Source organism: Brevundimonas sp. 2YAF1 (assembly GCF_052114745.1).
Taxonomy (GTDB): domain Bacteria; phylum Pseudomonadota; class Alphaproteobacteria; order Caulobacterales; family Caulobacteraceae; genus Brevundimonas.
In genome coordinates this window covers 88,903-104,548 of record NZ_JBFRFI010000003.1, presented here as the reverse complement: position 1 = coordinate 104,548, position 15,646 = coordinate 88,903, and the positions used below count along the sequence as shown (strand labels likewise).

At 65.9% G+C, this 15,646-nt stretch carries 19 protein-coding genes; 7 read left to right on the top strand and 12 right to left on the bottom strand.

What is annotated here, in order from left to right:
* Positions 1-15: 15 nt before the first annotated feature.
* The 3 genes from AB4Y68_RS05675 to AB4Y68_RS05665 all read right to left on the bottom strand — a co-directional run bounded on the left by AB4Y68_RS05675 (position 16) and on the right by AB4Y68_RS05665 (position 1,545).
* Positions 16-297 carry a hypothetical protein gene (locus AB4Y68_RS05675; protein ID WP_441454537.1) on the bottom strand — a complete coding sequence of 94 codons (282 nt, stop codon included), beginning with the start codon at positions 295-297 and terminating at the stop codon, positions 16-18.
* Between the two features lie 71 nt (positions 298-368).
* On the bottom strand, positions 369-704 hold the full coding sequence (locus tag AB4Y68_RS05670) for a hypothetical protein (RefSeq protein ID WP_441454536.1): 336 nt from the start codon (positions 702-704) through the stop codon (positions 369-371).
* 49 nt (positions 705-753) lie between these two features.
* The gene (locus tag AB4Y68_RS05665) at positions 754-1,545 is read right to left on the bottom strand and encodes an NYN domain-containing protein (protein ID WP_441454535.1); all 792 of its coding nucleotides are present in this window, start codon (positions 1,543-1,545) and stop codon (positions 754-756) included.
* Here AB4Y68_RS05665 and AB4Y68_RS05660 point away from each other — a divergent pair.
* On the top strand, positions 1,544-2,071 hold the full coding sequence (locus AB4Y68_RS05660) for a hypothetical protein (protein WP_441454534.1): 528 nt from the start codon (positions 1,544-1,546) through the stop codon (positions 2,069-2,071). The genes AB4Y68_RS05665 and AB4Y68_RS05660 overlap by 2 nt on opposite strands.
* Before the next feature lie 15 nt (positions 2,072-2,086).
* On the opposite strand, the gene AB4Y68_RS05655 is transcribed toward AB4Y68_RS05660, so the two are convergent.
* Positions 2,087-2,395, bottom strand: a complete 309-nt coding sequence (locus tag AB4Y68_RS05655) for a hypothetical protein (protein ID WP_441454533.1) — start codon at positions 2,393-2,395, stop codon at positions 2,087-2,089.
* A gap of 91 nt (positions 2,396-2,486) precedes the next feature.
* Complete coding sequence (gene lepA, locus AB4Y68_RS05650; RefSeq protein ID WP_441454532.1) at positions 2,487-4,295, bottom strand: translation elongation factor 4; 1,809 nt, start codon at positions 4,293-4,295, stop codon at positions 2,487-2,489.
* 307 nt (positions 4,296-4,602) lie between these two features.
* On the opposite strand from lepA, the gene AB4Y68_RS05645 reads away from it, so the two are divergent.
* From AB4Y68_RS05645 to AB4Y68_RS05630, 4 genes are read left to right on the top strand one after another with little or no spacing between them, the layout of a single operon-like run.
* A complete protein-coding gene (locus tag AB4Y68_RS05645) occupies positions 4,603-5,388 on the top strand; it encodes a hypothetical protein (protein WP_441454531.1) in 786 nt (261 codons plus the stop codon).
* Positions 5,389-5,446: 58 nt separating this feature from the next.
* A complete protein-coding gene (locus AB4Y68_RS05640; protein WP_441454530.1) occupies positions 5,447-5,827 on the top strand; it encodes a hypothetical protein in 381 nt (126 codons plus the stop codon).
* A gap of 56 nt (positions 5,828-5,883) precedes the next feature.
* Positions 5,884-6,558: a C39 family peptidase gene (locus tag AB4Y68_RS05635; protein WP_441454529.1), complete on the top strand. Its 675-nt coding sequence runs from the start codon at positions 5,884-5,886 to the stop codon at positions 6,556-6,558.
* A gap of 5 nt (positions 6,559-6,563) precedes the next feature.
* Complete coding sequence (locus tag AB4Y68_RS05630; RefSeq protein ID WP_441454528.1) at positions 6,564-7,157, top strand: hypothetical protein; 594 nt, start codon at positions 6,564-6,566, stop codon at positions 7,155-7,157.
* Between the two features lie 37 nt (positions 7,158-7,194).
* Here AB4Y68_RS05630 and AB4Y68_RS05625 read toward each other — a convergent pair whose 3' ends face one another.
* From AB4Y68_RS05625 to AB4Y68_RS05610, 4 genes are all read right to left on the bottom strand, one after another.
* The gene (locus tag AB4Y68_RS05625; RefSeq protein ID WP_441454527.1) at positions 7,195-8,541 is read right to left on the bottom strand and encodes a transporter; all 1,347 of its coding nucleotides are present in this window, start codon (positions 8,539-8,541) and stop codon (positions 7,195-7,197) included.
* A gap of 28 nt (positions 8,542-8,569) precedes the next feature.
* Positions 8,570-9,325, bottom strand: coding sequence for a Crp/Fnr family transcriptional regulator (locus AB4Y68_RS05620; protein ID WP_441454526.1), 756 nt, complete (start codon positions 9,323-9,325; stop codon positions 8,570-8,572).
* Positions 9,326-9,632: 307 nt separating this feature from the next.
* A complete protein-coding gene (locus tag AB4Y68_RS05615; RefSeq protein WP_441454525.1) occupies positions 9,633-10,166 on the bottom strand; it encodes a rhodanese family protein in 534 nt (177 codons plus the stop codon).
* Positions 10,167-10,177: 11 nt separating this feature from the next.
* Positions 10,178-10,498: an ArsR/SmtB family transcription factor gene (locus AB4Y68_RS05610; protein ID WP_441454524.1), complete on the bottom strand. Its 321-nt coding sequence runs from the start codon at positions 10,496-10,498 to the stop codon at positions 10,178-10,180.
* Between the two features lie 71 nt (positions 10,499-10,569).
* On the opposite strand from AB4Y68_RS05610, the gene AB4Y68_RS05605 reads away from it, so the two are divergent.
* Positions 10,570-11,448: an MBL fold metallo-hydrolase gene (locus AB4Y68_RS05605; protein WP_441454523.1), complete on the top strand. Its 879-nt coding sequence runs from the start codon at positions 10,570-10,572 to the stop codon at positions 11,446-11,448.
* Between the two features lie 32 nt (positions 11,449-11,480).
* On the opposite strand, the gene AB4Y68_RS05600 is transcribed toward AB4Y68_RS05605, so the two are convergent.
* Positions 11,481-12,551 carry a serine hydrolase domain-containing protein gene (locus AB4Y68_RS05600; protein WP_441454522.1) on the bottom strand — a complete coding sequence of 357 codons (1,071 nt, stop codon included), beginning with the start codon at positions 12,549-12,551 and terminating at the stop codon, positions 11,481-11,483.
* 124 nt (positions 12,552-12,675) lie between these two features.
* Here AB4Y68_RS05600 and AB4Y68_RS05595 point away from each other — a divergent pair, with 124 nt between their 5' ends.
* Positions 12,676-13,833: a CapA family protein gene (locus AB4Y68_RS05595; RefSeq protein ID WP_441454521.1), complete on the top strand. Its 1,158-nt coding sequence runs from the start codon at positions 12,676-12,678 to the stop codon at positions 13,831-13,833.
* Here the strand turns inward: AB4Y68_RS05595 and AB4Y68_RS05590 are convergent.
* Both AB4Y68_RS05590 and AB4Y68_RS05585 read right to left on the bottom strand, forming a co-directional pair.
* Positions 13,830-14,735, bottom strand: coding sequence for a hypothetical protein (locus AB4Y68_RS05590; protein WP_441454520.1), 906 nt, complete (start codon positions 14,733-14,735; stop codon positions 13,830-13,832). The genes AB4Y68_RS05595 and AB4Y68_RS05590 overlap by 4 nt on opposite strands.
* Positions 14,736-14,795: 60 nt before the next feature.
* On the bottom strand, positions 14,796-15,638 hold the full coding sequence (locus AB4Y68_RS05585) for a hypothetical protein (protein ID WP_441454519.1): 843 nt from the start codon (positions 15,636-15,638) through the stop codon (positions 14,796-14,798).
* Positions 15,639-15,646 lie beyond the last annotated feature (8 nt).

Below are 15,646 nucleotides of genomic sequence, written 5' to 3'. Positions count from 1 at the left end.
GAAAAGCCCGCTGTTCTAGAAGCTCTGCGGCGTCCTCGACCCCTGGGACTCGCGCAGGCGATCGCCCGCCGAGCGGTCGCGGGCGGCGCTGTTCACCGGGACCTGACGGCAGACACGTTCCGACAGATTGGAGCCCGGCGTGCGTTCCCGGCGGCAGACTTCGCGCATCGGCTCGCCGGACGGAACGGTCGGAGCCGGGGCGATGGCCGTGCTCGGCGGGACGGCGGGGCGACTGGCCGACGCGGCGGTCGGATCAAGGGTAAGAACGGCGAGAGACGCAACCAGGATCATGAACATCTGAGCGGTTTTGAGCTTTTTCTGGTCGGGCTAGGGGGGCGGCGAAGGCGCAAAGCGTGATCCGCATGGCGTCAGCCGACCGGGCGCCCTCCGGGCGCGCGCCGGCTGGGCCCGTTCGAGGAGTCGAGGCCGATGCTTTGCATCTGCCGCAGATAGTCGCCCGACATCAGTTCGCGGCCTGCGCTGTTCACGGGAACCTCGCGGCACACGCGGCGCATGATGTTGCTGTCCATCGCCTTCTCCCTGCCGCAGACCACCCGCGTGGGGCCGTCGGGCAGGGTCGGGGCGCGGGCCGAGATGGCGCGCGACGGCGTGCTGGAGGCGACGCGCGGTCGAGCGGCGCCCTCCTCATTCTGGAGCGCGGGGGCGCCCAGCAGGGCCAGGGCGGCGGCGGTGATCAACAGCATGGCGAACTCCTGTGCGCGGAACGGTCAGACGGCCATCCTGCCCGCCGCTTCACTTTGTGGCAACACTGTTATCCGAACCGTTCCGCTTGTCGGCGCGCTTGATCCGCGCACGCATGGCGCTGCCGGGCCCGACTTCCACGTCGAAACGGCCCGTGGCGCGGATCAGCTCCGACAGCTTGGCGTAGCCGTAGGTGCGCTGGTCAAAGTCGGAATGGGCGTTCCTCAGCCGGTTGCCGATGCCGCCGACGCTGACCCAGCCGTCGCCGTCCTCGTCCATGTCGGCGATGGCGGTGGCGATCAGCGGCGTGGCCTCGGACGGTTTCCTCACCGCGGGGATCGGGGCGGGGGTTGCGGTCGCGTCCGCGTCGCCGCCCTCCGCAGGGCCTCTCAGGTTCTCGGTGTAGATGAAGCGGGTGCAGGCCTGACGGAAGCTCTCGGGCGTCTTGCGCTCGCCAAAACCATAGACCGGCACGCCCTGTTCGCGGATGCGCGCCGCCAGCCGGGTGAAGTCGCTGTCCGACGACACCAGGCAGAAGCCGTCGAACCGCCCCGAGTGCAGCAGGTCCATGGCGTCGATGACCAGGGCGATGTCGCCGGAATTCTTGCCCTTGGTGTTGGCGAAATTCTGCTGCCACTGGATCGCCCAGCGCGCGAGGACGTCGATCCAGCCTTTCAGCGAGGTGTTGGCCGCGTCGCCATAGATGCGTCGGGCGCTGGCCTCGCCTAGCGTCGCGATCTCGGTGAACAGGGCCTCGGCGATCCGCGACGAGGCGTTCTCTCCGTCGATCAGCACGGCCAGGCGCGGCGTCCGGGCATAGGCGTTCAGGGCGTCGGTCGGCATGGGCGAGCCTTTCAGCGATCCGAACCGCCAGCCTCGACCCGCGCGCGGGCGCGGTCAACCGCCGACGGGCGTGCTACAGGGCGGCATGACCAACGCACCGCTCCGCCGCCTGATCGACCTGCCCGGCGTCGATGATCTGGAACTGAAGGCGCTGATGAAGCCGCGCTACGCCGATCCCGACGCCCGCGACGAATTCCCCGAGATCGACGCCCTGACCCAGTCCCTGTTCGGCCTGACGGGCGATGCGGCCGAGGCCGTCGCGCTGCCCGAGGATTGGCCCGACAGCTTGCGGGACATCCACCGCCTGTCCGGCGCCGATCTGGCCGAAGCCTTCGAGGCTATGGGCTGGGACGTGACCGACAAGCGCCGCAAGCCTCTGCGTCTCATGCCCCACTACGCCCTGCCTCTGGCCCTGGCGGCGCGCGGAGTGGCCGGCGAACTGCCCTTCCACGCCGAGCCCGACCACCCCACGACCGATTGGGGCGCCAGCCTGGCCGCCGACGCCGCCCGCTTCAGGAAGCGATAGCGGCCGCCAGCGTCGTCAGTCCAGAGGCGTCACCATCCCCGTGTTGTTGATGAAGTCTTCGGTCTCTTGACGCTTGGCGCGGGCTTGAAGCTCGGCGCGGTGGCGTGGCTCGCACTGGGTGCGGTCAAGGCGCGAACCCGTCGGCGCGCGTTGCGAACAGACGACTTCGAGCCGCGCCAGACGCCGGCGCTCGGCGGCCTGTCGCGGCGTTTCCGGCGCGGCGGCCTCTGCCGACGCCATCACTTGAGGCGCGGCTTGTGGCGAAGCGGGCTCTGGCTGCTGGGCCATCGGCATGGCCAGCAAGGCGAAGATGACCATAAGCATCAGGCGCAATCCCTTGTTTTGAGGCCGAGAGCCTCTCACGCCCCTCGGGATTCAGCAACCAAAGATATTCGGACGGGCGTCTGGCCGGTCCTCAGTCCTCGTCCATCTTCAGCGCCGCGATGAAGGCTTCCTGCGGAATCTCGACCTTGCCGAACTGGCGCATGCGCTTCTTGCCAGCCTTCTGCTTCTCCAGCAGCTTCTTCTTGCGGGTGGCGTCGCCGCCGTAGCACTTGGACGTCACGTCCTTGCGCAGGGCGCGGACGGTTTCGCGGGCGATGATCTTGCCGCCGATGGCCGCCTGGATCGGGATGACGAACATGTGGGGCGGGATCAGTTCCTTCATCTTCTCGACCATGCCGCGTCCGCGCGTCTCGGCGCGGCCCCGGTGGACCAGCATCGACAGGGCGTCGACCGGCTCGGCGTTGACCAGGATGCTCATCTTGACCAGATCGCCGACCTTGTAGTCGGTCAGTTCGTAGTCGAACGAGGCGTAGCCCTTCGAGATCGACTTCAGGCGGTCGTAGAAGTCGAACACCACCTCGTTCAGCGGCAGCTCATAGACGACCAGCGCGCGGCTGCCGACGTAGGACAGCTCGATCTGCGACCCGCGGCGGTCCTGACACAGCTTGATGACACCGCCCAGATATTCGTCGGGGGTCAGGATGGTGGCCTTGATCCACGGCTCGGCGATCGACTCGATCTGCATCACGTCGGGCAGGTCGGCCGGGTTGTGCAGGTCGATCTCGGTGCCGTCGCGCTGCTGGATCTTGTAGACGACCGAGGGGGCCGTCGCGATCAGATCCAGATTGAACTCGCGGCTCAGGCGCTCCTGGATGATCTCCAGGTGCAGCAGGCCGAGGAAGCCGCAGCGGAAGCCGAAGCCCAGGGCAGCCGAGGATTCCATCTCGAAGGTGAAGCTGGCGTCGTTCAGGCGCAGCTTGCCGATGGCGGCGCGCAAGTCCTCGAAGTCGGCGGCGTCGACCGGGAACAGGCCGCAGAAGACCACGGACTGAACGTCCTTGAATCCCTTCAGCGGTTCGGCGGTCGGCTTCTTCTCGTCGGTGATGGTGTCGCCGACGGCGGCGTGGGCCACTTCCTTGATCTGGGCGGTGATGAAGCCGACCTCGCCGGGGCCAAGCTGGTCCACGGGGGTGTTCTTGGGCAGGAAGACGCCGACGCGGTCGACTAGGTGGGTCGTGCCGTGCTGCATCATCTGCACGCGCATGCCGGTCTTCAGCACGCCGTCGAACACGCGCACCAGAAGCACCACGCCCAGGTAGGGGTCGTACCAGGCGTCGACCAGCATGGCCTTGAGCGGGGCGTTGACGTCGCCCTTGGGCGCGGGCAGGCGGGCCACGATGGCCTCCAGCACGTCCTCGATGCCGATGCCCGACTTGGCCGAGCACATGACGGCGTCCGAGGCGTCGATGCCGATGACGTCCTCGATCTGCTGGCGAACGCGCTCGGGTTCGGCGGCGGGCAGATCGATCTTGTTCAGGACCGGCACGATGTCGTGGTTGTTGTCGATCGCCTGATAGACGTTGGCCAAGGTCTGGGCCTCGACCCCCTGCGAGGCGTCCACCACCAGGATCGAACCCTCGCACGCGGCCAGACTGCGCGACACCTCATAGGCGAAGTCGACGTGCCCCGGCGTGTCCATCAGGTTCAGGACATAGTCCAGCCCGTCCTTGGCCTTGTAGTTCAGGCGCACGGTCTGCGCCTTGATGGTGATGCCGCGCTCTTTTTCGATGTCCATATTATCGAGGACTTGCGCCGACATTTCACGCGCGGTCAGGCCGCCGGTGAACTGAATCAGCCGGTCTGACAGCGTGGACTTGCCGTGGTCGATATGGGCGACCACCGAGAAATTACGGATGCGTTCGATTGGGGGCGTCGTCATGGTCCGCGCGCTTAGCATCCGCAGCGCCCGAACGCCATGCACGGGGCGCTGTGGGCTTATTTCCGGCGAAGGTCGGCGGGCGGCCGAGTTTATTTTGGGTGGTCGCCCCATCAAATGATCCGCCCGGAATCCTGGCGGTCGTCCAATCCATAACAATTGGCGCGGGCCGCCACGGGAATGCCCGAAGAGCGGCCATTTTGGGGCGGGGTCGCCTGGGTCGAAAATGCGGAACGACGGCTGCTCAGAGCGATTGGGTTGTCCGGAGGTGGAGGAACCTCCGTATCCATTTGATCTGGAGGCTACTGATATGCGTGCCAAACTTATGACTTCGGCGGCGGTCCTGTTGGGGACGCTGGCGTTTGCGAGCGTGGGCTACGCCCAGTCCCATTCGACTGGGCCAACCGGTGCCGTCGGTGGCAACACTCACGCCACTGATTCCTACAACAGCGGTCACAACGACAATTCGACCTACACCGATAATTCTCAACAAAATGAAAGTGAACTTAAGGTTGAGGATTCTTACAACAACAATTCTCGGACCGAGACGGAAAATAAGGTAGAAGATTCTCATAACAACAATTCTCGAACGGAAACTGAAAACAAAATTGAGGATTCTTTCAACACCGACAACTCTTCTAGTGTTGAAAACGAACATTCTTTCAATACGGACAATTCTTCCAGAGTTGAAAACGAACATTCTTATAATGCTGATGAGTCGTACAATACCGACGAGTCGTTCAACACGGATAACTCTGTCTATGTCGATGATTCCTTCAACACCGACAGCTCCACCAATGACTCGTTCAATGACTACTCGAGTCATGACAGCTGGAACATCCGGGTTTCCCTGAACTTGCAGGACCTGGACGCGTCGGTAAGCGATATCGGCTTCGACCAGTCGGAAAGGGATGACGGCAGCCAGCATGGCCATATGACCACGGGCGACATCAGCCAACACGGCGGCGCCTTCGCCGGCTTCGCGGGCATTCAGACCGTGAGCAACAACACCGGCATGGCCTCGATCGGCCAGGCGGCGACGGCGGTCAGCGCCAACGCCAACGTCACCTTCGGCAGCGGCGGCGGCGGCATCTAAGCGTCCTACTGTCGGCGGCCGGTTTCACCGGCCGCCGATGTCTTTCTGGGAGGAAGCCATGCTTGTTTTTCTAACAGCCGCGCTCTTGTTCGCCGGCTCGGATCCCGCCCCCCCGCCGCCGATTGTTTCACCGGCTACGTCTCAAGTCCCGGCGGTTTCGACGTCCCCCGCAATACCGGCGCTGGATCTGTCGCAGCTCCGTGACCTGAACGGACGCCAAGGCGTCAGCGTCATCGTCGCCAGCGATCAGCTTCTGAAGGCTACGAACAGCGGCAACAGCGTCAACGCCAACACCGTGGGGTCCGGCGCGATCACGATCAGTCCCAACGCCTTCGCCGGCTACAGCGGCATCGGCAACTTCGTCATGAACACCGGCCACAACAACAATCTCCAAGGCGCGATCACCATCAATATCGTGACCACGGGGCCGACGCCGTGAAACGAGGAGGGCTCTGTATCCGCGGCGGTCTAGGCCTTCCGTTTGCGGCCTTGTGCATGGCCTGGATGTCGGCGGCGCCTGCAGGCGCCGATGTGCTTCTCAGCAGCGGGCCGGCGCCGGCCAGGGTCAGCGTCGTCAGCTATCGCGACATCCCGTTTCGGACCGTGGTCCGGCAGCGTTACGACTTCAGTTGCGGCTCGGCTGCGCTGGCCACCCTGCTGCGCTATCACTACGACCGCAACGTCGGCGAGGAGCAGGTGTTTCGCGCCATGTACGCGGACGGAGATCAGACGGCGATCCGGCGGGTCGGCTTCTCCCTGCTCGACATGAAGCGGTTTCTTGAAGCCAGCGGCTATGAGGCGGACGGCTTCAGATTGGGGCTCGTCGATCTGGCCGAGATGAACAAGCCCGCGATCGTCATGATCAACACGGCCGGCTACAAGCATTTCGTGGTGTTCAAGGGCGACGACGAGGGGCGAGTGCTCATCGGCGATCCCGCCCTGGGGCTCAAGATCTACACTCGCGACGAGTTCGCCTCCATGTGGAACGGCGTCGCCTTCGTGATACGGGCGCCGGCCGACAGCTTCAATCAGGCGGCGGAATGGACGCCTTGGAACCGGTCGCGGCCTTGGCAGGCCCTGCCGGACCGTTCCCTGGCGGAACTGACGCGAGAATTGCCGCCGCTCTATCAGATCACTACGCGCTTCCCCATCGACCCGTATTTGAGGTGACGATCATGCGACGCGCACGTTCCCTTTTGCTGCTCGCCCTGATCGCCATGGCTCCGGCCTTGATGGCGACGGCGGCCCTGGCGGAAACCCCCTCGGGGCCGCAGCCCCTGTCCGATGACGAACTGTCGGGCCTGCGCGGCGGCTTCATCACCACCAACGGCTTCACCTTCGGTTTCGGCGTGGTCATTCGCTCCTATGTCGACGACCGGCTGGCGCTGCAGACGCGGCTGACCTGGACCCCGACCGGTCCGGTGACGCAGCAGATCCGCGGCGACGTGCCGGGCGTTGTCGATCTGGCGGCCGCCATGACGTCGCTGGTGAACAGCGGCATCGACCTGACCCAGCTTGCCGGAACCAGCGGCGGCGTCGCGCTTGTCGACGGCAACGGCGGGACGGCCCTGATCCATAATGTGACGGCCGGCCAGCTGCAGAATCTGATCGTCAACAACGCCAACAATCGCAACCTGCGTCAAGACATGGAGCTGAACCTGTACCTGCCGGATCTGGCGGCGATGCAGAGCGCCAGCAGCGCGCAGCAGCGTGCGGCGCAGATGACCTACGATCTCAATACGAGTCTGGTCGGCTCCCTCGGCCGCTGACGGTCTCCGGCGTTCCGGCCGGAGACCGCGGGCGTCGCTAGAAGACGATGGGCACGCGCAGCACAAACCGCATGTCCGGCGCGTCCTTCGTCACCCCGAACTCGAAATTGCCGTTCAGGCTGAAGCGGTCGCTGAGCAGGTAGGACATGCCGAACTGCAGGGCGCCGACCTGCAGGGAATCGGACTTCTCGGTGATGTCGTTCAACTCGCTCGTGGTCGGGCGGATATAGCTGTGCTTGTAGCCCAGCGAGTACGAGAATCTCGGATTGAGCGAGAAGCCGAAACCGATGGACATGCCGATGGCGTCGCCGGGATCGACGCGGCCGATGTGGATATCGCCCTCGGTCTTGTCGATGTTGCGCGACAGGTGGGAGAAGTAGCTGAGGCTGCCGAAGATCACCGCCGGGTCGCTGGGGTAGAGGAAGCTGACGCTGGGTTCGACGCCCCAGAAACCGGAGCCGGTGGCCAGGCGGGTCGCCACGCCGAACTCGTCGCGCGGAATTTCGAAGGGGCCTTTGCCGGTGTCGCTCTTGACCCGCAGGCTGGCGATGAAGATCGGTCGGCCGCGTTCGCCGCCGTTGATCTGATAGCGGACGGCGCCCTCGACGTCGCCGATGCCGTCGCCGCTCAGGTCGATGGTGCGGGTCACGGCCTGGTCGCGCTGCTGGACCGTGGTGATGGTGTCGTTGCGCCAGACGTAGGGCGCGCGCAGTTCGACCTCCATGCGCGAGGTTACGCCGTATTTGCCGGCGATGGTCGTCACCCCGGTGTCGCGGTCGGCCTCATTGGCCTCGATCACGCCGATCTGGACGCCGGGCACGATCTCGATGCCGCGGAACACCAGCCGGTTGGCGCTGGAGCGCGTGTATTCGGCCGACAGATCGACAGTCAGCTTGCCGGGCTGGGTCAGCACGGCGATGCCTTCGGGGAGGGCCGCCAATTGTTCGCGGCGAGCCTGTAGCAGCGGCGGTTCGACCGGCGGTGCGCCTTCCGGGGCCGGGGTGGTCTGGGGCTGGCCGTTAGGGGCGGCCTGACCGGCGCGCAGGTCCGTCATGTCGCGATCGGCGAAGACGGCGCGACCCGAGGCGTCGCTCTGGACGCGCCAGCGCGCATCGACGTCGGCATTGGCGATTCCGGCCGGCGGGGCGATCCCGGCGGCGCGTTCCGCCAGAAGCGCGTCCTGGGCCTCGATGCGTTTCTGCTGGTCGAGGACCAGGGCCTCGAGCCGCGCCACCCGCGCGGCCAGATCGGCGTCCTGGGCCAGGGTGGACTGCGGGCCGATGAGAGCCGCCGCCGCCACCGAAGCCAACAGCAGGCCTAGCCTCGATCCCTTTCGACGCGAGCCGTGCAAATCGCGTTGTCGAGGCGAAGGACGATGGATCATGACGCGCTCTCTCTCTTTGCAATGGGGATCAATGAAGGACGGGGTAGTCCGCGCCGTAGTCGCAGGCGGACCGCAGGTAGGCTTCGTTCAGAAGGGTCAGCCAGCCGTTCTGCATTGCGATCAGTTGACTGCGCTTCATCTGGCTCAGGGTCCGGCTGACGTGGACCAGGCTCAGGCCCAGCGCATCCGCCAGCATTTCCTGCGTCAGCGGCAGATGCATCCGCTCGCCGCTGCACAGGCCGGCCCGTTGCAGGCGATCCCGCAGTTCCAGCAGCAGGTGGGCGAGCCGGGCCACGGCGGACTGGCGGCCCAGCCGCACGACGTGATTCAGCAGGCAGGCGTCCTCGTAGCGCCGCGCGGTGGCCAGCGCGCGGCGCAGCCGGTCGTGTCGGGGATCGTGAAGCGCGAGGATTTCGCGCAGCATGACGGCGTCGACGCACTCCACCCGGGTCAGGGCCACCGTCGTGGTTTCATCCAGCGGACGCGGGTCCGCGCCCAGGCCCAGGCCGTCGCCCGGCAGCAGGAAGCTGAAGATCTGGCGCTGTCCGTCCGCCAGGGTCCGCTGTCGACAGGCCCAGCCGCTCAGGATCAGCCGGGGCGTCACTGTTCGCCCTTCGGTCGTAAAGGTCTCGCCCGCCGCGATCACCTCCTGAAACACGCACAGCCGGCGCACCAGGGCGCGTTCCTCCTCCGACAGGCGCGCGGCGGTGTTCAGGATGCGGAGCGTCGCCATGTCGGCGGGCACGCCCAGGCTGCGGCGCACGCTGATGTTTCGCGACGTCATGCCATGCAACCTGTGGGGCGCAGCGGCCACCCTCCGGCCGCACCGCGCCTGTCCCTCGCCAAATACATATCCGGCGCTCCTCCGCGGGGCCAAACGGTCGCCAAACGTCGCCGTTCCGTCAGGTCAGCGGAAACATGTATTTCTTTGAAGGCTGTGGCGCGGGGGCCGTGACCGCCGGGAGGGCTAGAAGGGCGCCTTCGCCGCGACGTAGGCGGCGACCACGACGATCAGCCCCGCGAACAGGCGGCGGCCCAGGGCGGCGTTGGCGCCGAGCCGCCGGCGAGCCACAGTTGGGCCGCGTCCATAATCAGCTCTTCTTGAGGGCCCGATTCCAGGGCGCGACGGCCAGGAGGCGGGCCATGCCGCAGAAGCCTGTCGCCCCGGCGACGAACAGGCCGGCGCCGATGAAGGCGCTGAGGGCCCAGAAAGCGGGATGCACGAGCGTACCCAGCAAGCCGCCAAGCAGGATCAGGCTCCCCGCCGCCATCTGCACCTGACGCATTAGCTCCAGCGGCGCTTGGGCGTCGGTGCGGGTCGGCAGTCCGGCCTTCTTCCAGGCGTCTAGGCCCCCGTCCAGCACATAGGCCGGACCCGCCACGCGGTCGGCCAGGCGCAGACAGTTGACGCCCGTGCGATTGCCGGTGCGGCACATGAAAATGACGTCCTGATCCGCTTTGAGAGTCAGATCGGCGGCCTCGAAGGTCGACAGGGGCGCGGGCAGGGCGCCGACGACGTGGTCGCGGGCGAATTCGTCGGCTTCGCGGATGTCGACCAGATGCGCGGCGCCGGACTTCAGGCGGGCGGCGACCTCGGCGGGCGACAGGGGGACGAGCGCGGTCATGGTCGGGTCTTTCAGGAAAGCGGAGGGCAATAGATTTCGGCGAGCACCGCGATCACCTTCAGGGCGGCCGGATCATCGATGCGGTAGAAGACGGCGGTGCCGTCCCGGCGTGTCGCGACCAGTTCGTCCTCGCGCAGGCGGGCCAGGTGCTGGGACAGGGCGGACTGGGACAGGCCGACGCAGGCCTGAAGCTGCGACACCTGCATTTCGCCGTCGCCGAGTTGACACAGGATCATCAGCCTGTGTTCGTTCGACAGGGACTTGAGGAGGCGGGCGGCTTGTCCGGCGCTTTGCTGGAACCGGTCCAATCCGACGGCTTTAAGGGTGATCATGGCGGGCAATATATGAGTGCTTGCTAAATTAGCAATATTTAATATGTAGGGCGTCGCAAGGAGATCGTCACATGGTCCAGGCTGCACCGTCCGTTCCGCACGTCACCGGCGTTTTCGATCCGGCGACCCACACCGTCAGCTATATCGTCGCCGACCCGGCCACGGGGGCGGCGGCCATCATCGACCCGGTGCTGGATTACGATCCGGCGGCGGCGCGCACCTCGACCGGATCGGTGGACCGCCTGCTGGCGATGGTGGCCGAGCGCGGCTTGAAGCTGGCGCGGGTGCTGGAGACCCACGCCCACGCCGACCACCTGACGGGCGCCGACGTCATCCGTGTCCGCACCGGGGCGCCCATCGGCATCGGCGAGAAGATCACGCAGGTGCAGAAGACCTTCGGCGACCTGTTTGAGGCCCGCGACGTGACGCCGGACGCGGCGGTCTTCGACGAGACCTACGCCGAGGGCGACCGCTTCCGGCTGGGCGACCTGGAGGTCGAGGTCCTGCATACGCCCGGTCACACCCCCGCCTGCGTCAGCTATCGGATCGGCGATGCGGTCTTCGTCGGCGACGCCCTGTTCATGCCCGACTACGGCACGGCGCGGTGCGACTTTCCCGGCGGCGACGCGCGGACCCTATATCGTTCGATCCAGAAGCTGCTGGCCCTGCCTGACTCGACGCGCGTCTTCGTTGGTCACGACTATCTGCCCAAGGGGCGAGAGGTCTTCGTCTGGGAGACGACCGTGGCGAAGGAGCGGGCCGAAAACGTCCATGTCGGCGGCGGGCGGTCGGAGGAGGATTTCGCCGCCCTGCGCGAGGCGCGCGACGCGACCCTGAGCCCGCCGCAACTGATCCTGCCGGCGCTGCAGATCAATATTCGGGCGGGCGCCCTGCCGCCGGCCGAGCCGTCGGGCCGACGTTTCCTGAAAACGCCGCTGAACGCGATCTAGGGGCGTCGTCGCTCCGGTCTTGCGTCCTGGGTTCAGGCGCAGGTTCCCCCCAGATCGGGACCGCCAAGCCCATGGATCAAGTCGCCGGTCAGATTGGAATAGGCGCACCGATCCGAATAGAGCCGCACCGGCGGCCACCCCCGGCGTTCGTTCGGCTGGACCGCGATCACCAGTCCCAGGCTGGGGGCCACCGTGATGTAGCGCCCGCCGTTGCCGACCGCCGAATAGGCCGTGAAGTTCTGGTTGAGCGCCCAGTCGCGCGCCACCCACCACATATAGCCATAGCCGCTCAGAAGCCCGCTGCGGCTCCCCTGGGAATAGGCGGTGGTGCTCTGCCGCACCCAGTCCGGATCCAGCAACTGGCGGCCCTTCCAGTTCCCGTTGTTGAGGTAAAGCTGGCCGAACCGGGCCATGTCCCGGGCCGACAGCGAGAGGGTGTAGGCCGGGAAGGGGGTCGAAGCCGGTTCGCGCACCCACTGGGTATGACGTCGAACATTGAAGTCTCGCCATCCCAGGGGCCCGGCCAGCCGACGGTCGATGGCGGTGAAGAGGTCCTCGCCGGTGGCCATCTCGTAGATCCGGCCCAGGACGTTGAAATCCCAGTTGTTGTAATACCAGTGATCGCCCGGCGCATAGCTGCCGCGCCTTGGGCGCCGCGCCTTCTGCCGGCTGGTTTCCGCCGCGGCGGGCAGATAGACGCCCGAACGGCTCATCAACAGTTGCCGGACGGTCGCCCCGGCTTCGGTGGCGGTCAGCGGCGCCAGGCGATCAATCCCCAGATCGCCCAGCGTCCAGTCAAGCTGCACCTGGCCTTCGGCGACGGCCATGCCGAACAGCGCGTCCAGAACGGATTTGCGAATGGAGGCGATGCGAAGCGGCGTCGCGACGTCGCCGGCGGCCAACACCGTCTCGCCGTTCTGGACCACGCAGACCGCCCGTGCGCCGAGCCTCAGCGTCCGTTTGCGAAAGTCGCTCAGGGCCTCGCGGCTGCGGTCGCGGTCCGCACGCGCCCAGGCGGGGAAGGCCGACAGGACAGGTATCGCGGCCCCGCAGGCGACAGCGCCGGACACCACCGCCCGGCGGTCAACGACGACATGGCTCATGCATCGGCCCCGCTCTGTCTATCGTTGAATCCTTGTCACGTTAGAGCAGCTTGGAGCTTTAACACAAGCGCTGCGTTAGTCCTTCGCGCGATCAACATCGATCATCGTGGCACGAGGTATTGTGGTGCGCAGACGAACTTTTCTGACATCTAGCCTCGCATTGTCGCTTGGGAATGTCGTCACGGGTTGCGGGGCGGCGCCCGCCGCCGGATCTTCAGGTTCGTCCTTCCGTCTGCTTGTCGGCGGAGACACGAATTTCGGTGAAGGGCACGACATCGAGGAAGGCGTCGCCGCCACGACGTCGGTCGCCGAATTCGGCTACGCGCATTCGCTGGAACGCCTGGCGCCGCTGCTCAAGCGCGCCGACTACGTTGTTCTGAATCTTGAAACGCCGCTCACGGGGGCCCAAACCCCGGCCCTGGCCAGCAAGAGCTATCTGGGCCGGTCGGATGTCGCCAGAGCGCCCGAACAATTGCGTTTTCATGGCGTGGATGCGGTGGGATTGGCCAATAACCACGCGCTGGATTTCGGCGTGCCGGGGCTCAAGGACACGTTCGGAGCCCTTCGTCATCATGACATCAAATGGTTTGGGGCCGGCGACAACGCCTATGACGCCTCCCTCCCCCTGATCGTCAAAATCCCGACCGACGACGGGCGAGACAGGCGCGTCGCCTTCTTCGGCCTCTTCGAATACCGCCGCCGGTATGACGAACAGTATCATTTCTACGCCTCTCCCAAAAACGCCGGCGCGAACCGGCTGGACGTCGCCGCCTTTTCCAGGATGGTGCGACGCTATCGACGTCGGCATCCCTCGTTGTTCGTGGTCGCCTACGCCCATTGGGGGCGGACCTATGCCTGGCGAACCGATTATCAGACGGCCAAGGCCAGGGCGTTGATCGACGCGGGGGCGGACATGATCATCGGCCATCACGCCCACGTCCTTCAGGAGATCGAGCAGTATCGCGGCAAGTGGATTCTGTACGGCATCGGCAATTTCATCTTCAACGCGCCGGGTCGCTTCGCCGGGCGCCCGGACGTGCCGCCTTACGGCCTGGCCGTTGAGCTTCTGTTCCCCAAAAGCCGGACGGCGCCGCCGGAGCCGCGCCTGTATCCGATCCTGTCGAATAACGCCGTCACCGGCTTCCAGCCGCGCCTTGCGGACAATGGGGAATTCCAGGGCGTTTTCGACACCTTGGCGAGACGTAGCGACGGCGCGACGCGCGCAGGCCTCGCCTCCGGCGCCGACGCCATGGGCCGCTACATCAGGCTCGATACAGGCTAGAAAACCTTGCGGACGGTCAGGGACAGGCGGTTGCCGTCCTCTTCGCGGGTGCTGTCGTTCGATCGGCGGAAGTCCCGGCGATAGTCGACTTCGACCGTCGTCTCATTGGCGAAGGCGTGCGTGAACCGCACCTGAGGCTGAACCCGCCAACTGTGCAGACGCTCTCCTCCTCCGGTCACGAGACGAGAGTCGAACTCCCAGTTCTGCACGACTGCCCCCAGGCGCAACCGGTTCACGCGACCGAAGGTGCGGGTGTAATATCCCCCGAGCCGCTGCCTCTCATAGTCGAAGCTGGCGTTGTTCGTGTTCACCCACTCGTATCGCGCGTCGAAATCGAACCTGTGAAGGTTGTCCGGCTGATACCGGTAGGTGGCCTCGGCATAGGGCGCCGAACCGCTGGAGTTGGCCCGATCGTCATATTCGCGGTGGCGGTATTCCGCCGCAAACCCAAAGCGATGCTGTCGTGACGGGCGGTAGAGAATGGCTGCGCCCAGCGCGATCTGGTCCGCGGATCGATACTCCAGCGTGGAATAGTCTGTACCCGCCGCGGCCAGGAGGCTCAGCTTCACGGTCTCAGACAGGCTGATCTCATGATCCAGGCTCACCTCGTTGTTCCAGCGATCCCGGCGCCCGCTATCCAGATACTTGTAATAGTTGCTGGACACGGCGACCTGGGTCGCGCTGTCGCCATGCACCCATCGCGCCCCGCCCTGGCCCCTCAGGACGAGGGCCGAGCGGTTGGAGTCCTCCTGGTCGTCCAGCAGTTTCGAACCGTCGGCGTAGATGCCGGAGGCGGAGAGGCTGCCGTAATAGTCCTGAGCGGCGGCGGGCTGGCTGGAACAGGCGATGCCGACGGCGAAAAGCCAGCCGCAGCTACATGCCCGGATATATTCCGTTTTCATGCACTACACCCCACAAAGAGAAGGTTTCACTGCGCGCCAGAAAGATCTGGCCACGCCAATTCATCCACCAAGAACGGCTCTCTTGAATTCCACGCCTTCCGCCACGCATTCGGAGGGCCATGCGACAGTTTCACGCTCGGGCCGCAAAAGAAATTCAAAACTTTGATCAATAAGGCCGCCGTTGCGGACCGCCTCCTTCAGGGAGTGGCCCGTATTCGGCAGGGAGAGGAACTCAAGCTGATCCGCGACGCCCCGCTTCATCGCTTCGTTCGACAAGTGGTCGATCCAGCGGCGGGCGCGTTCGAACCGATGCGCGCCCTGACGCCGGTCCAGTTCGGGGGTGGTGCGGAACCGTTCGCCGCGCTCCACATCCTTCTCGCCCACCGCGACCAGGATCGGCAGGCGCAGAAACGCCTCCAGGGCGGGGTCGGAGGGCGACATTTCACCCTCCCCGACACCCAGCGGATAGGCGAAATCTCTGTCGAGATAGGTGTACCAGCCCGCCGCCGCGACGACGACGCGTCGCACCGCGCGGGGAAAATGAAGCGCGAAGCGATGGGCGAACTGGGCGCCGCCGGAGAAGCCCATCAGGTCAAAGCGATCCGTTTCCAGACCGTATCGGACGCCGACCTCGTCGACCGCCGTCTGCAGGGCGCGGGCGGGGCCAAGCCCGCCTTGGCGCCCCCGCAACCTCTGGTAGCCCGCAAATTCGGCCCCGGAAAAATCGGGCGCCAGCAGCGGGACGCCATGCTGCGCGGCGAAGGCGGCCGCATAGTCGATCAGCCGCGCCGGCCGGCTGCTGACGCCGTGGACCAGGACCAGAAGCGGACGCCGGGGCCGGGGCGGCATGTAGAGGTGGTAGGGCAGGGGCGTCCGTGCCTTGTCTTGGTCCTGGCCAGCCAACCCAGCCT

Bases quoted from the DNA above. Each gene is read 5' to 3' on its own strand.
- AB4Y68_RS05675 (WP_441454537.1), bottom strand. From the start codon at position 297: ATGTTCATGATCCTGGTTGCGTCTCTCGCCGTTCTTACCCTTGATCCG.
- AB4Y68_RS05670 (WP_441454536.1), bottom strand. From the start codon at position 704: ATGCTGTTGATCACCGCCGCCGCCCTGGCCCTGCTGGGCGCCCCCGCG.
- AB4Y68_RS05660 (WP_441454534.1), top strand. From the start codon at position 1,544: ATGGGCGAGCCTTTCAGCGATCCGAACCGCCAGCCTCGACCCGCGCGC.
- AB4Y68_RS05665 (WP_441454535.1), bottom strand. From the start codon at position 1,545: ATGCCGACCGACGCCCTGAACGCCTATGCCCGGACGCCGCGCCTGGCC.
- AB4Y68_RS05655 (WP_441454533.1), bottom strand. From the start codon at position 2,395: ATGCTTATGGTCATCTTCGCCTTGCTGGCCATGCCGATGGCCCAGCAG.
- lepA (WP_441454532.1), bottom strand. From the start codon at position 4,295: ATGACGACGCCCCCAATCGAACGCATCCGTAATTTCTCGGTGGTCGCC.
- AB4Y68_RS05645 (WP_441454531.1), top strand. From the start codon at position 4,603: ATGCGTGCCAAACTTATGACTTCGGCGGCGGTCCTGTTGGGGACGCTG.
- AB4Y68_RS05640 (WP_441454530.1), top strand. From the start codon at position 5,447: ATGCTTGTTTTTCTAACAGCCGCGCTCTTGTTCGCCGGCTCGGATCCC.
- AB4Y68_RS05635 (WP_441454529.1), top strand. From the start codon at position 5,884: ATGGCCTGGATGTCGGCGGCGCCTGCAGGCGCCGATGTGCTTCTCAGC.
- AB4Y68_RS05630 (WP_441454528.1), top strand. From the start codon at position 6,564: ATGCGACGCGCACGTTCCCTTTTGCTGCTCGCCCTGATCGCCATGGCT.
- AB4Y68_RS05625 (WP_441454527.1), bottom strand. From the start codon at position 8,541: ATGATCCATCGTCCTTCGCCTCGACAACGCGATTTGCACGGCTCGCGT.
- AB4Y68_RS05620 (WP_441454526.1), bottom strand. From the start codon at position 9,325: ATGACGTCGCGAAACATCAGCGTGCGCCGCAGCCTGGGCGTGCCCGCC.
- AB4Y68_RS05615 (WP_441454525.1), bottom strand. From the start codon at position 10,166: ATGACCGCGCTCGTCCCCCTGTCGCCCGCCGAGGTCGCCGCCCGCCTG.
- AB4Y68_RS05610 (WP_441454524.1), bottom strand. From the start codon at position 10,498: ATGATCACCCTTAAAGCCGTCGGATTGGACCGGTTCCAGCAAAGCGCC.
- AB4Y68_RS05605 (WP_441454523.1), top strand. From the start codon at position 10,570: ATGGTCCAGGCTGCACCGTCCGTTCCGCACGTCACCGGCGTTTTCGAT.
- AB4Y68_RS05600 (WP_441454522.1), bottom strand. From the start codon at position 12,551: ATGAGCCATGTCGTCGTTGACCGCCGGGCGGTGGTGTCCGGCGCTGTC.
- AB4Y68_RS05590 (WP_441454520.1), bottom strand. From the start codon at position 14,735: ATGAAAACGGAATATATCCGGGCATGTAGCTGCGGCTGGCTTTTCGCC.